Source organism: Coleofasciculus sp. FACHB-542, from assembly GCF_014695825.1.
Classification (GTDB): domain Bacteria; phylum Cyanobacteriota; class Cyanobacteriia; order Cyanobacteriales; family FACHB-T130; genus FACHB-T130.
In genome coordinates this window covers 1-14,546 of the sequence record NZ_JACJPB010000056.1, presented here as the reverse complement: position 1 = coordinate 14,546, position 14,546 = coordinate 1, and the positions used below count along the sequence as shown (strand labels likewise).

Annotated in this window: 10 protein-coding genes; 6 read left to right on the top strand and 4 right to left on the bottom strand. The window is 47.2% G+C overall.

The window, feature by feature from the left end:
* Positions 1-126 precede the first annotated feature (126 nt).
* Complete coding sequence (locus H6F52_RS23315; RefSeq protein ID WP_190536884.1) at positions 127-471, top strand: MAPEG family protein; 345 nt, start codon at positions 127-129, stop codon at positions 469-471.
* 258 nt (positions 472-729) lie between these two features.
* Here H6F52_RS23315 and H6F52_RS23310 read toward each other — a convergent pair whose 3' ends face one another.
* From H6F52_RS23310 to H6F52_RS23295, 4 genes are all read right to left on the bottom strand, one after another.
* Positions 730-2,502, bottom strand: coding sequence for a M61 family metallopeptidase (locus H6F52_RS23310; protein ID WP_190536882.1), 1,773 nt, complete (start codon positions 2,500-2,502; stop codon positions 730-732).
* Between the two features lie 194 nt (positions 2,503-2,696).
* Positions 2,697-3,380, bottom strand: coding sequence for a Crp/Fnr family transcriptional regulator (locus H6F52_RS23305; protein ID WP_190415134.1), 684 nt, complete (start codon positions 3,378-3,380; stop codon positions 2,697-2,699).
* 295 nt (positions 3,381-3,675) lie between these two features.
* Positions 3,676-4,863: a hypothetical protein gene (locus H6F52_RS23300; protein WP_190415135.1), complete on the bottom strand. Its 1,188-nt coding sequence runs from the start codon at positions 4,861-4,863 to the stop codon at positions 3,676-3,678.
* Between the two features lie 260 nt (positions 4,864-5,123).
* On the bottom strand, positions 5,124-6,257 hold the full coding sequence (locus H6F52_RS23295) for a HetZ-related protein 2 (RefSeq protein ID WP_190536883.1): 1,134 nt from the start codon (positions 6,255-6,257) through the stop codon (positions 5,124-5,126).
* A gap of 421 nt (positions 6,258-6,678) precedes the next feature.
* On the opposite strand from H6F52_RS23295, the gene H6F52_RS23290 reads away from it, so the two are divergent.
* The 5 genes from H6F52_RS23290 to H6F52_RS23270 all read left to right on the top strand — a co-directional run bounded on the left by H6F52_RS23290 (position 6,679) and on the right by H6F52_RS23270 (position 14,311).
* Positions 6,679-8,877 carry an ATP-binding protein gene (locus H6F52_RS23290; RefSeq protein WP_190536881.1) on the top strand — a complete coding sequence of 733 codons (2,199 nt, stop codon included), beginning with the start codon at positions 6,679-6,681 and terminating at the stop codon, positions 8,875-8,877.
* A gap of 493 nt (positions 8,878-9,370) precedes the next feature.
* Positions 9,371-10,534, top strand: coding sequence for an adenylate/guanylate cyclase domain-containing protein (locus H6F52_RS23285; RefSeq protein ID WP_190536880.1), 1,164 nt, complete (start codon positions 9,371-9,373; stop codon positions 10,532-10,534).
* Between the two features lie 400 nt (positions 10,535-10,934).
* Positions 10,935-11,759 carry a cyanophycinase gene (locus H6F52_RS23280; RefSeq protein WP_190415138.1) on the top strand — a complete coding sequence of 275 codons (825 nt, stop codon included), beginning with the start codon at positions 10,935-10,937 and terminating at the stop codon, positions 11,757-11,759.
* A gap of 149 nt (positions 11,760-11,908) precedes the next feature.
* Positions 11,909-12,097, top strand: a complete 189-nt coding sequence (locus H6F52_RS23275; protein WP_190415139.1) for a CsbD family protein — start codon at positions 11,909-11,911, stop codon at positions 12,095-12,097.
* A 282-nt stretch (positions 12,098-12,379) separates the two neighbouring features.
* On the top strand, positions 12,380-14,311 hold the full coding sequence (locus tag H6F52_RS23270; protein ID WP_190536879.1) for an acetate--CoA ligase family protein: 1,932 nt from the start codon (positions 12,380-12,382) through the stop codon (positions 14,309-14,311).
* Positions 14,312-14,546 lie beyond the last annotated feature (235 nt).

The window sequence follows — 14,546 nt, the reverse complement described above, 5'->3', positions numbered from 1 at the left end:
CTCTTGCTAAATGTTTCAGAATTTGTAATTCTACATCCATTGCCCTACTTACCTTCCAGAGTTTTTTCTTTTAATCCTTTTATTCAGAATACTCGGAAAGTGACAGAAGAGGGATACATTCGTCGGATGGGTTTCATCAAAAGCCAGAAGCTCCGTCCGCAAGACCTTGTTGCATCTAGCACACCCGCACAAATCTGGCCGCGAAACGTATCCAATCCATCAGACAACCTAAAAAATCTGTTCGAGATTCCGATACTTTTCTATGCGCTCGTGCTATACCTTTTCGTCACAAAACAAGTCGATGCAGTGTACGTAAACGCCGCGTGGATCTTCGTTGTTTTTCGGGTATTGCATAGCGTCGTCCACTGTACATTCAATCTCGTTATGCTTCGGTTCTACCTCTACCTGTTCGCTACCCTCTCGGTTTGGTTCATCGCGTTCCGCGCCGCCCTTACTCACTTTGGCGCGTAGGTATGCTTTCATAAATTTGCGTCATGTATTCAGCCACTTGGGTTGAGACGTGCGATCGATCCCAGACATCAAATTGAGATTGGAACAATCATGTAAACGGTGGACAAACTCTGGATGTGCGAATCGAGCAATCATCTCCTAATCCGTCAAATCCGACTGAAAAAATCGCCCTCTAGGAGAAGAAAAAGCGATCGCATTCTCACGATAACTGAATGTGAAATATGCGATCGCGAAGCGCCGACTTTGTCGGTTCGCCCATTAGAATCCCGATCCCAACCACTTGGCAAAATTGTGTTTTTGGGCGTCGTCAGGAGACTCCACTGGCACAATTTTGTAAGCACTTGGGCGCGGATCTGCTAACGTCACCAGTGGCATCCGGAGTTCATCTTGATGGAAAACCGTTACCTGAATCGTATTACCCGGTTGGTAGTCTTTCAAGCGATCGCTCAAAGAAAGTGCCGTCACTCGGAAGCCGTCAATTGCTAGCAATTCATCTCCCGCATCAATTCCTGCTAACTGAGCTGGAGAACCCGCTTCGACAAATTTGATCGCCTCGCGCCCATTCTCCGTCTTCGCCGTCACACCGAGAAAAGGAACGGGTTCCTCTTCCTCAACCACTAACCGCAAACCGAAGGGATTCAGGTACTCGTCAAAGGGTAACTCTTCAGTTCCATCAACGTAGCGCTTAAAGAAGTCGCTCAAATCCATGTCAGCGACTGATTCTATGACTTGCTGCAATTGTTCTGGAGTGAAGCCAGTTTCCGGCTGTCCAAACTGCTGCCACATTTGCCGCATCACATCATCGAGCGATCGCTGATTGCTATGACGCCCTCGAATCAGTAAATCCAGCAAAAAGGATACCATCGCCCCTTTCAGATAGTAGGAAATCTGGGAATTCCCACTATTGGCATCCGGTCGGTACAGCTTAATCCAGGCATCAAAACTCGATTCACTCGCCGGTTGCACCAGCCGCCCTGGTGTCGTTTGTAACCGCGAGATTTCCTTGCCTAACTCCTTCAAGAAAGACTTTGCATCATAGATTCCTGCCCGGAACGGAATCACTAAGTCGTAATAACTGGTCGTCCCCTCACTAAACCACAGAGAGGGAGTATAGTTTTCTCCGGTATAATCAAACACTTCCAATCCTTTAGGACGGATGCGCTTTACATTCCACAGGTGAAAGAACTCGTGGGCGACCAGCTGCATAAAGCGATTGTACTTCTCGCGATCGCGGAAACCAAAGCGATTGTAATTCAACGTGCAAGCATTCTTGTGTTCCAAACCTCCAGCACCCGTGGAAGCTAAATGCAACAGAAACACATATCGGTCATAAGGTAAACCTCCAAATATCTGGGATTCCACCCCAATAATTTTCTGCGTGTCCTCAATAATCCGCTCTGGTTCGGCGTTCCCCTGTCCCCAGATGGCTAACTCATGAGCTTTTCCCAAAACTTCAAAATGATACAACTGGTGGCAACCAATCTCAAAAGGACTATCCACCAGCGTGTCAAAATCGGGCGCTTGGAAGGTGTTCGCTTGCCCATCCGCCGTGGGTAATGGAGTTGTGACGCGCCATTCGGGTTTGGGCGGCACAATCGTCACTAGAATGGGTTGTTTTTCAAATTCGGGTATATAAAATAACAGAGCAGCACTGTTAAAATAACCGTGAGTCCCGTCCAAATGATTGGTTCGCACTGTTAGTTCATTGGCAAACATTCGGTAACGCACCGTAACTTCCGACACACTGTTTGTCTCTATTTGCCAGTGATTTTTGCTAAGCTTGCGCCACGCTAAAGGTTGTTCGCTGGAATCAGCCGAAAAGTCTTGCAAATGTTTAGAATACTCGCGCACCAAGTAGGAACCAGGAGTCCAAACGGGCAATTTTAAATCGAGAATCGGTGACTGCCAGTTTTGTACGGTAAAAGTTACGTCAAAAAGATGCGATTCCGGCTCCTGTATCGCCACCTGGTAATGAATTTTTGGTGCGGTATTGGATAAGCGATCGCGGCGAATAGCTGTTGCTTCTGTCATTTTTAGCTTTTATCAATCGTAGATATCCACTAATTTAACTAGCAATTTTTGGTCAGTGGTTAGCCGGTAGTCAGAAATTCGGTTTTCAATTAGTAGAGATAAGGATTAACGACATAAGTCCTAAATGATTCGCGCAGGGGAGATCCTCAACTTCGCGAGAGAAGCCAGGGATCTGAACATCTGGAATCTCACAACTAAACTCGTCCTGCTAGATGCGTTAGCTGCTTGATGTTGAGAAGATGGAGCGTCTCCTGCGCTGGATCGATTTTAATCCAGCCTTTACTTTCCAGTTTCTCGATAATTTTGCTAGTGTCTTCAACGCCGATATCTGTGACGTTAGCCAAATCTTTAGAGGGAATATTATAGATTTCCGTTCCTTTTTCTGTGGCTTCGCCATAGTTTTCTCCCAAAGCAATCAGCGTGTTCGCTAATTTTACGGCTGGGGGTTGATGACGCATTTGAAAGCGGAGGTTCGTTTGGCGCAGACGCTTCACCATCAGTTGTAACATCCGGTGGTGCAACTGCGGATCTTTGAAGAGGGTTTGAATGAAGCGTTGGGCAGAGACGCTGAGCAATTCTACGGGTGAGAGGGCAATCACATCGGTTGAGCGGGGAGATTCATCAAGAATTGCCATTTCCCCAAAAAAATCACCTTTGCCCAAGATTGCTAGGGTAACGACATTCTCCCCAGAGAGTCGTCGGACTTTCACCCAACCCGACACGACAAAATAAACTGCGTTGCCCCAAGCGTCTTCCATCAAAACCGCTCTGTCTGATGGGTACTCGTGTTCGACTGCGACAGACAAAAGCCATTCTAATGTCTCTGGAGCGGCAGTGTTAAAGAGGGGAAACAGCTCAGAAAAAGCTTTGGTCTGCATGAAAGGAAGTGTGAACTATAAAGTATGAATTATCAAGTTTAAAGTTTGAACGAGCAAGCTTGGAAAATAGGATTATCTAAGTTGGGATATTCGTCGATTCATCCTTTATGATTTATCCTACCCTACTGCAACGGGTGCGAATTCGTTCGTGCAGGCTAAGGCAATCGGTAGCACCTTACAGCCTTGAATTCATCTATCACTTCAGCGATCGCGATCTGCCTCTTGCTTGGAGCATTCATGCTTTTTTCTTCAGCTTTCAGGCAAGAAGCTGGTTACTCCTACGCTCTTCATTACATCACAGATGAGCCATATTGTCCTTTGACTTGGGATCAAGGTTCGCGCGATCGCTCTGCATTCGTTTGAGTCCTTCCAGTTGTTGCTCTATGCTCGTAAGCAAGTGATGCACGGCTGGCAGGGCTTCTATCTGAGCTGGGTTTGAGGCGGGATGGGATGAAGTACGGAGAACTGAGTCTGAGGCGCTGGCATGGCATATCTGATTCATCTTGCGCTGGAGCTTCTGGGCAAGATTTAAAGCTTCCCCCCAGAGATTTTCTAGTTGCTGCTGCTGATAAGCTCTCAAAGCTTCTCCGCGAAACACTTGCATAACTGCCTCATCTCCGTACTCACCAGGGATGATTTGCAAGCGCAGTAACAGATGATTGTGCTGATAGCATCGCTCAATCTCCACCATTTTGGTTTGTTCGACTGGCATTAATTGCAGATTTCCGATTCGCTTTAGCTCGTCGATGACTCCTTGAAGTATGGGTAGCGCCAATCCTGGGATCGCAAACTGCAAGACATTGTTTCGACTACAGAGAATGTTTCCTTCATAGAGCTGTCGTTCGCAATCCAGCCGATCGATGGTTCCATTCAGCACCCGCTTTAACAATTCTTTTAACATCTGCTGGGGCGGTAGGGCTGCCAGATTAGCAGTGAAACCAGATAAGTGATGCTGCGATCGCTCTTGCCATTGGAGGGAGGGATTGCCAGCCGGTGAAACTGTGGCGTTGCGCTTCACCTGCTGCGATTTTCTCAAAGGTGTTTCTGGAGCTGGTTGCGGCACTTGAGTGTTGGGGCGATCTGCCTCCACTTCAACCAGTTCTTCCGGACTATCGACAATCAGAGTTGGGAGGGTTTGCCGTTCTATCGGATCGGAATTTTTGCTTGGGCTTTCTCGATCTGGCTGCGTGTCTAAGTGTCCAGTTGCCGGCGTGGGCGGTTCGGTATGGGCTTGTTGTTTGCCGATGCCCGTATTGTGTTTCAAGTACGCGCTGAGGATTGCCTGGAGAGCGTCAGCGGCTATCGGCTGGGTTTCTAACGAGTAGTTTTGATAAGTTAGGATACGACGGACATAATCCAACGAGACTGTGTCTGTTGGATTTACCATGCCCAGTTTCAGGCAGGTGCCTTCTAAGGTGATGGGCAAAATTTGATAGTACAGACAGGCTTCAAAGGGCAGGAGCTTGTCAATCAATCTAAACATTTGATTTGCATCTATCAGAGCCACCCAGGAAAAGAGTGGAGAGGGTATCAGCACCAGTAGTAATTACCAGCCGCAGCTTGGTTACTCCGAGTGCGGTCATGGCGAGTTACAGAACTTGAATTGTGAATATCCTAGATGCCCCTGCGATCGAGTTTCAGCTATTATCTAGCACATTGTTCTGAATAAATCAGTTTTATCCATATAGTTATAGTTATGCTACCCCTCTGGGAAGAAAATATTGCTAGTTGTCGAAAACTAGGTTAAGAATCGCTCCGCAAGGCTTGAGCGGCTAGATAAAGTTTGCTCCATTCGCCCATGACTTGGTGATTTTTCAGGTTCAACTCAGCAGCGATCGCGTCTAGGGTTTTGCCTGCTTTCAAACCGTCAATCAACTGGCGCTGCACGGAGGGGAGAGTGGCGTAGAATTGCTCCCACTCGATTAGGGTCAACCCCAGGTTGTGTTCTTGCAATGATGCTTCTAGCCAACTGGCAACTAATTCTGGCTGACTTTTAACAGCAAAGACGCGAATGGCATGGTAGCTGACTTTTTCGCGCAGTCGATAGACTTCTTTGATCTGTAGGTTTAAGGCGCTAGCAATCGCTTCTTGGGACTTGCCTTGCAGATACAGTGTCAGCCAATCAGCAGCAGATTGACTCACATTTTCGGCTAGATAGTCTTTAAATTCCTGCTTGACCGTGGTGCGTAACGCTTGTTGTTCTTCCCAAACTTGATTTTCTTGGTACTGAGTGACTGCTTGAGCGTCTAGCAAACTCACCGGGCTGTCTGTTTCATCGGGCGTCACTTCTTCGGAAACCAGCCGTACCAGTTCGCCATCGGGTACGTGAGTCATGCCGCCTCTCTGGGAACGCCGCAGATAATTCACAAACCGATACACTAACAGCGGTTGGTTGCGAATCGGTCTGAGGCAATACTCTTCGATACTGGTCATCAGTAGGGAATTGCGGAGGCGAGTATCACCAGGAGTACATTGGGCAATCCAAGCAATTTGCTGTTGAATGTAGCGATCGCTGTGTAATAGTTCCTGAATTACTTCTTGCAATACATCGACCACTGCCCGCTGGCGATCGCGCGAAAGCGCCACCCAAGTACGGATTTTATTGCGAAGCAGCACTAAGCTGCCCAAGCGAGTCGTAAGATTCCGATAGGCACGCTCTGGCCCCACGCCTAAATAGCGCTGCCGTAAAATTCGGTAACGATATTCCATTGCTTGCCGAGCAATTGTCATCTGGCTTGGGTTCAGGGCTTCAAATCGTTCTAAATCTTCTCCGATCAGCCAGCGCGTAATACTTTCTTGCATTGCTGCGCTAGAGTCGGGATAGTCGGTTACAATCTGCTCTCGCCAATTCTGTGCCAGTTCTTGGGCCAGTGACATGGAGTTTTGAGTATTTAGCATTGTTTGAGTTTTCAGTTTTGAAGCCGGAAATTCAGACAGAGGAAGACTGACTTCAAACTCATTTTCCTGATTTAAAGTTTGCTCTACAAACCTCATCTCTCACCTCACCCATTTAAGGAGCAACTGACCTCTATTTCATCATGTCTACCTTGAGATAGAAGTGATCGCACCACCCTGGATAGTTTGACTCCTAACATCTATGGAGTGAGATTTTGATCTTATTGCCTTGTGCGTTGAATCACAACATTTAGTTGGTCAACTCATGAGCGATAATGTTAGATTTTGTTAAGTAAAGAATGATTAAGAAAGGTTTACTTTTGACGATGAAAGCCACATTAACAAGATTCAGACGGTGCTAGACTGATTCCCGACTTCTTCACCCTCAACTTCTCAAAAAACTATGCAACCAGAGCAGACAATCGCTGCTGGGCAACAGTCAAAGGAGGAACAAGAACTCATTTTGAATCCAGTAGACCATGCGATCGCTTTGTTTAACCGCTCCCATCACTTAGTCTTGTTTAATCGAAAATTCAGTCTTCTTTGGGGACTTCCCCCCGAATGGCTGGGTCTACAGCCGCATTGTAGCGAAGTCTTGGCTGAAGTGGTGGCGCAGGGCTATTGGTCGCAGCAGCAGAGCGAACAAATCGCTTCAGCCCTTAGCGAAACCGAAACAGAATACATTTCCTTTCCCATACAGCAATCTAACGGTATCTGCCTAGAGATAGATACCACACTGACGAGTGATGGGGGACGCCTGTTTACCTTCCGCGATGTCACTAGGTATCAAGACTACCAGGTAACTTTAAACGCTGAGGTGAGGCGGCTGACCTTTTTAGTAGGTTTGATGGAACGGTTGCAGCCTGCCAGCGACTTGCAGACAATCGGAAAATTTGCACTTTCCTATCTGGTGGAGACAATGGGTGCAGCGTTCGGCGATGTCAAGGTAATTACGGGTCAAGGCATTGATGCCTATGCCGATATTCTCACCAATCAAATTTCTGGTCGATTCATCGCGACTCACGGCGAAGCTGCCGTTGCCGAGATGCAAGCCTTTCTCGATCGAGGGATTCCCTATGGTCAAGGGTTATTGTGGCAAGTCGTAGAAACCGGCAAGCCAGTATTTGTTGACGATTATTCTAAACATCCCCAGGCAGTGTCGGCATTTCGCCATCCGGCAATTGGTCAACTGGGCATTTTTCCCATTCCCGCCGCTAATGGCAAGATCATTGGTGTCTTGACGCTGGAATCGCGCACTCATCAGAGACTTCAGGACGCTCCCCAACAGGATATACTCCTGGTCGCTTGTCGCACGCTGGGCGTTGCCATTGAAAGGGCACAGGCGCAAGAACACCTGCGCGAAATTAATCAGAATTTAGAACGGGCTTCCCAAATGAAGTCTGAGTTTCTGGCTGCCATGTCCCACGAACTGCGGACACCCCTCAACAGCATTTTAGGGTTTTCGGACTTGTTGCTGCGGCAAATTGCCGGTTCCTTGAACGAACGCCAGATTAAATACGTGCGGGTGATGGAAGAAAGCGGTCAACACCTGTTGCAGTTGATTAATGACATTCTGGATCTCTCCAAAATAGAAGCCGGAAAGGCAGAACTCGAACTCCAGCCAGTTTCCATCCTGGATCTTTGCAGGCAGTGTTTGCAAATGATTCAACCCCGTGCGGATAAAAAGCGACTTGCCTTAACCCTAGAAATAGACTATCGGCTGGGGCAGGCATCTTTAGATGAACGCCGTGTCCGCCAGATATTAATTAATTTGCTCTCCAACGCTGTCAAGTTTACCCCAGATCGCGGGCAAATTAAATTGAGTGGACGACTGGCTTATGGCACGCAGTTGATTGGGGAATTTCGACCGGATCGCAGCCCGGTGAATCCTAGCACGCCTTTCTTGTGTCTTGAAGTCAAAGACTCAGGTATCGGGATTTCTAGAGATAAGTGGCATTTGCTGTTTCGCCCTTTCCAGCAGGTGGATGCTTCCTTAACGCGGCAACATGAAGGAACTGGGTTAGGTTTGGCGCTGACGAAGCGACTGGCGGAACTCCACGGCGGCACCGTCTCTCTGGAATCGGTGGAAAATCAGGGGAGTACGTTTCGCGTCTGGTTGCCGGTAACGGAAATGAGTCAGACGTTGACAGAGGCAGCGAACCCAGTGCCAAGCCAACAGCAGTCATCACTTCTCAAAGGTGGTGTATCTTCTGGGAATGCCAAGCGAGTTTTGGTGGTGGAAGATCAAGCTTTCAATCAGGCATTGATTTCTGATGTACTTGAGTTAGAAGGGTATGCAGTTGAGTTAATTTATAACGGTCGCACGATGATGGAAGCGTTGCAATCGCCCTTTGTGACGCCTAAATCGCTGCCGCACTTGATTGTCATGGATATCCAACTACCGGGGGTGGATGGGTTTGAAATTATCCGTCAGCTCAAAGCCAATCGCTTGTGGAAGTCGGTGCCAGTAATTGCAGTAACGGCAATGGCAATGGCGGGCGATCGCGATCGCTGTTTGGCTGCTGGGGCAAATGGTTACATCAGTAAGCCAATAGACATCGATCTCCTCACGACTACCGTCCGCTCTTTTATGCAGGATTAGAACCCCAAAGAATCCATGAGGGGCAAGGATATCCTATCCCTATACCCTATACCCTATTTGAATCTGCAAATTGAGAGGTGTGGCAGACCTCTAGGTTTACGGGGTGGGGTTCACCCTTACTGCATCCAATCGAGAATTGTTACAACCAAAGGGCTATCTATCTTTGGGAGAAAGATCATCTCTTGATCGGTTTGTTTTTCGATCTACCAGATGGTTAATTGTCTTTACCGAAGTCCTGTGTTTCAATAATGTTAAAGTTCTCTCAGTTACCGGCGACCTCGGAGGAGTTAGATTTCCATCTATCTACCTACCTGTACTGAAAGAAAACTTGTCAAGCTTAGGAATCGTCAGGGGCATCTAGTTAGAATTACTGGTTCAGCGAACAACTGTTTTAAGTAGTTACACTGAAGGAAAATCATAGGCGCGAGTGTAATGGTGGCTAACAGAAGTAGTTTTCCATAACAGCGCCACTTGCACTTATATTGTCAGTCCCATGACAAAGCCCTTGCCGCGCATTCTGTTAGTTGATGATGAACCCAATAATTTATTGCTGCTAGAAGAGTTGTTGTATTCACAAGGATATGAAACTCTAATAGCTTCATCAGGCGTTCAAGCACTGGAAGTTGTCAAAGATTTTCAGCCAGATTTGATTTTACTGGATGTGATGATGCCGGATCTGGGAGGCTTTGAAGTTTGTCGCCGGTTGCGGGAGGATGCAAAGCTACAAACGGTGCCGGTGATTTTTTTGACGGCTTTGGATGATGAAGAATCCAAGCTTCGGGGGTTGGAAATATTAGGTGATGACTACTTCACCAAGCCGATTAAAACTACTCTCCTTTTGAAAAAGATTGCAAATACTCTGCGTTTGATCGAGATGCGATCGCAGCATTCCGGGCAACAAATGCAGGAAAAAATTAAAGAAAAAACGAAGCGTCAACTATCAGCGGCATGGCAAATCAATGAATATCTCTCAGAGAAGTTTCGGCTATTTGTGCCGGATCAATTCTTAAGGCGCATTGCACCCGAAGGGGTAGAGTCAATTCAACTGGGGAATGCCAGGGAAGAAGAACTGACGATTTTGTTTTGTGATATTCGAGAATTTACCGCGATCGCTGAAACTCAAACAGCCAGCGACACCTTTGAGTGGCTGAACGCTTTCTTTACCCAGATGAATCAAGCGATCGCCATCAATTATGGATTTATTGATAAATTTCTGGGAGATGCGCTGATGGCGGTGTTTGACCGCACGGGAAACCACGGACAGGATGCTTTAAGTGCGGCGGTGGCGATGGTAGACAGCTTAAATCGGTTTAATCGCGATCGCCAACAATACAACTTGGAGCAGCCAGTGAACATTGGTATCGGCATTCATACAGGCGTTGCCATGATTGGGACAGTGGGTTCAGACCGGCGCATGGACTCTACTGTAATCGGCGATGTCGTGAATACTGCCGCCCGACTAGAAGAATTGACAAAGCTTTACGGCTGTCACATCCTTGCCAGTGATGCCGTTATTGCCCAGATGAGACAACCGGAGTTATTCAAGTGTCGGTTGATTGACCGGGTGATCCCTCGCGGTAAGCAGCAAGCAGTTGACCTCTACGAAGTCTTGGGTACGCAAACTCAACTGTTCCATCAAGCAAAGCTACTTTATTAATTCATCTGAATTAATGCAGCTAGCTGATGGTGCAATATAAAGCTTATCCGGAACACAGCAATAGTGTGTGCCAAAGCGTCTCATTTATGCATCTGAAAATTGCTGCTATAGGATCTGGATAACAGCCGCAAGATTTAATGAATTGTAAGCTATATAGTTTTGCAGCCTTACAAGCTTAATTTATGCTCAGCGGTCAAAAACTTCAAAATAGACTTATGTATTTTAAATTACAGATTTGCTGCAAGTTATATCCCTAGAAAGAAGCTGCGGCAAACGGTATGCAGTTATTTTAGTTATTCAGGACAGCCAATCTGAGACATAAAAAATTTCCTGGGAGTCTTCTATATCTCCTGGGTATTTTTATGCACAAAACAACCATTAATACCTGGACATAAAATCAATGGAAGCTCAAGAAAACGTACCAGCGAATAAACCTAGCGGGCAGTTGGTGATCATCGGGGGTGCAGAAGACAAGGAGGGAGACTGCACAATCCTCCGAGAGTTTGTTCGCCGCGCCGGGGGTACTAAAGCTCGAATTGTCGTCATGACCGTGGCGACAGAGCTGCCCAGAGAAGTGGGAGAGAACTATATCAGAGTGTTTGAGCGGCTGGGAGCCGAAGACGTTCGTATCGTTGATACTGTTGAGCGGGAAGATGCAACTTCAGCCACTTACTTGGAGGCAATTGAGAAAGCCACTGGTGTATTTTTTACCGGCGGAGATCAGGCTCGCATCACCAGCATCCTCAAAGGTACCCAGATCGATGAGGCGATTCACAGACGGTACGCTGAAGGAATCGTGGTGGGAGGCACCAGTGCGGGAGCTGCCATGATGCCAGATGTCATGATCGTTGAAGGCGACTCTGAGACAAATCCACGGGTTGAAGTGGTAGAGATGGGTCCCGGTATGGGCTTCTTGCCAGGAGTGGTCATCGATCAACATTTCTTACAGCGTGGGCGTCTGGGACGGTTAATTTCTGCCTTGGCACAGCAGCCTGCTGTCTTAGGATTTGGGATTGACGAGAATACAGCGATCGCAGTCAGCGATAACAAGTTTGAAGTAATCGGGGAAGGAGCTGTCACGATTGTCGATGAGTCAGAGCTTACCCATAGCAACATCGGTGACATTTTGAAGGATGAGCCTTTGGCAGTTTGCGGAGCCAAGCTTCATATTCTTCCACACGGATACAAATTTGATCTGAAAACTCGCAAGCCAATTCTTGATTAATTGAAAGTAGGGTGGGCACTTTCCATCCTACTTTTTAAATGCTACCTGTGCCTTTAAAATCTAACTGCCGAGGGATGTCTTTTTTACCCTTAAGCTTCTTATACTGGGAGTAGTATATGAAATTACATATCCTTGTAAAGGAGCTAAAAATGAGCGTAGAAGATAGAGCCAGAGCGGTTGCTAAAAACATAGAAGGCAAGGTGCAAGAGGGGCTTGGTCATGTAACCGGCGACCAAAAAGACCAAGCAGAAGGTCAGATGAAGCAGGATGAAGCTGCTGCTATGCATCTAAAAGAAGACCTCAAAGATAAAGCAAAAGAAATTGTAGATCGAGCTTAGGTTTTGTATCAAATTTTCAAGGGGGAAACTCCACAAATCTGAAAACCCATTTTCTTTAAGAAAATGGGTTTTTAAAGTGTTTTATTAAAGAAATTTAAGTGATTTGGGCAATGGCGATCGCAAATGGTAGAAAGGCAACGAACCATTCACCATTAAATTCAATAAAAAAGAATTGACTTGACTCTGCCCTTTGATAGCTGAAAAGGTTATGCAATCGAATTAGGCTCAAGTAAGCGAATCGCTAAGTTAATAAAAAGGGTGTTTAAAAACGGGAGATACTCAATGAGCAGAGAGATAATGACCGATGCAGTCCGTGTCAATGCGAGAAAAACGGATGCATTCGATATCTTTAACTTCAAGCATTACATGGGGCCAAACCCGTATTTGCAGACGGGGGCGCTAATATTCGATTTCGCCCTAACTGAGTCCGCGCAACCTCCGGCAATTAGCGATTATGTATCGATTATTGGCGATCGCTACCCCCATCTGCGTGATGAAACCTACGAATCTTATGCCCAACTGTTCGCTCGAACCGTGTCAGAAGTGGGAAAACTGGACATGGGGCTGCACCTCAAGCACTGGAGTATCAAGCAACTTCCCGCTTGCACGAAGATTGCCGTAGAATCACTTCATGCACGCACTAGTCGGGCAGTCGTTTACAGTGTTTGGGATTGGTTTGAAGCGATCGCTCAAGGCAAAGATTTTCGGATTGACGATCAGTTCAAGGCGATGCAGGATCAGTTCCGCTACTCCGTCTACGGCGGACCGACAGTCTATGCGCTGTGGCGTACAGCTCACGAAAAAGGAATTCCCGTTTTTTATCTGTGGGACGAAGGACTGGTTCAATATGGCTATGGAAGAAAGCAGATTCGCGGGATAGCAACGACTTTTGACTGCGATAGCCATCTGGATTCGGACTTTACCACTCGCAAAGATGACTGCAAAGCTTTCTTAGGTACCTTGGGATTCCCCGTTCCCAAAGGTGACATCGTCGCTTCACTGGAAGACGCTCGCGCAGCCGCTAGAGAGATTGGCTATCCCGTCGCTGTGAAGCCGGTAGTGGGCCACAAAGGAATTGGGGTAACGGCTGATGTGCAAGATTCAGAAGAACTGAAATATGCCTTTAGCAGGGCAGTCAATGCGATTCCTAAAGAGCAGCCAGTCCGGATCATCGTCGAAAAAAGCTACAAAGGGTCAGATTTTCGGATGCTTTGCGTCAATGGTAGATTCGTCGCCGCGACGGAACGCCGCGCCGCATCAGTCGTGGGTGATGGACACTCGACGATTGCGGAATTGATCGAGCAGGAAAATCGGAAGCCAGACAGGATAGATACACCAACGTCGCCAATGGGCAAGATCCAGTGCGATGAAGCGATGGAAATGTACTTAGAAGAACAGGGATTAGGTCTGGATAGCGTGATTGAAAGCGATCGCACCGTCTATCTTCGCAAAGTTGCCAACCTATCGGCTGGCGGCTTGAGCATCGATCAGACAAGCACTGTTCATCCTGACAACATTATCCTGGCGCAAGACATCGCCCAGCATTTCCGGCTAACTTGCCTGGGTATTGATGTCATTGCCCAAGATTTATCCAAATCTTGGAAGGATGGTGAGTTTGGCATCATCGAAATCAACGCTGCCCCTGGCATCTATATGCATCTTAGACCCGCCGTTGGTGACAGCGTCGATGTACCTTCCCATATTCTGGAAACCTTCTTTGACTCCCCTGAAAAAGCCAGAATCCCATTCATCACCTTCAACCGGATCTCAGTTCAAGAACTTCAAGAAGTCATTGACGATATCCTGATGCGACACCCCGACTGGACAATTGGCGCAGTTTGTCGGGATGGAGTTTTCGTCAACCGTTCCGAGAAAAACTTGAACAAGGATTACAACATTAACGTTCAAAACCTGCTCCGGAATCCCCAGCTCGATCTGCTGATTGTCGAGTACAGAGAAGATGTACTAGAGGCAGATGGGATGTTCTACTACGGCAGCAATCTTGTAATCTTGGATAATCCTACGGAAACTGAGATGATGCTGGCGAGAGACATTCTCCACGACTCTACTGTCGTGATTAAGGAAGGAGACACTATCTCCATCCGCTCTCATGGCTTGCTTGAACAGTACCAGCTTGGCTCAGCCGAACCTTTTTCGCGGGTTTATCTCAAAGAAATTCCGAAAATCTCACCTGAGTTTGAAGTCAGACACTAAACCTTTTGTACAAGTCTCTGGAAGACACAAGCGGGCAGATCTGTAGCCAAACCTCTCTCCGTATCGGAGAGGGGTTTGAAGATAGTTCCCCTCGCCTGTCGCTTTCTAAGGGGCGATTCTGGCTAGTAGTTAACCATAGAGATTATGACAGGCTAGGAGTTGGATAGAGACGCTTGAACTTTGTGCGAGCATCGACTGTAGAAAAGCGCCAATTGACAGTCGCTTGGTTTTGATT

Bases quoted from the DNA above. Each gene is read 5' to 3' on its own strand.
- H6F52_RS23300 (WP_190415135.1), bottom strand. From the start codon at position 4,863: ATGTTTAGATTGATTGACAAGCTCCTGCCCTTTGAAGCCTGTCTGTAC.
- H6F52_RS23315 (WP_190536884.1), top strand. From the start codon at position 127: ATGGGTTTCATCAAAAGCCAGAAGCTCCGTCCGCAAGACCTTGTTGCA.
- H6F52_RS23305 (WP_190415134.1), bottom strand. From the start codon at position 3,380: ATGCAGACCAAAGCTTTTTCTGAGCTGTTTCCCCTCTTTAACACTGCC.
- H6F52_RS23290 (WP_190536881.1), top strand. From the start codon at position 6,679: ATGCAACCAGAGCAGACAATCGCTGCTGGGCAACAGTCAAAGGAGGAA.
- H6F52_RS23285 (WP_190536880.1), top strand. From the start codon at position 9,371: ATGACAAAGCCCTTGCCGCGCATTCTGTTAGTTGATGATGAACCCAAT.
- H6F52_RS23310 (WP_190536882.1), bottom strand. From the start codon at position 2,502: ATGACAGAAGCAACAGCTATTCGCCGCGATCGCTTATCCAATACCGCA.
- H6F52_RS23280 (WP_190415138.1), top strand. From the start codon at position 10,935: ATGGAAGCTCAAGAAAACGTACCAGCGAATAAACCTAGCGGGCAGTTG.
- H6F52_RS23270 (WP_190536879.1), top strand. From the start codon at position 12,380: ATGAGCAGAGAGATAATGACCGATGCAGTCCGTGTCAATGCGAGAAAA.
- H6F52_RS23275 (WP_190415139.1), top strand. From the start codon at position 11,909: ATGAGCGTAGAAGATAGAGCCAGAGCGGTTGCTAAAAACATAGAAGGC.
- H6F52_RS23295 (WP_190536883.1), bottom strand. From the start codon at position 6,257: ATGTCACTGGCCCAAGAACTGGCACAGAATTGGCGAGAGCAGATTGTA.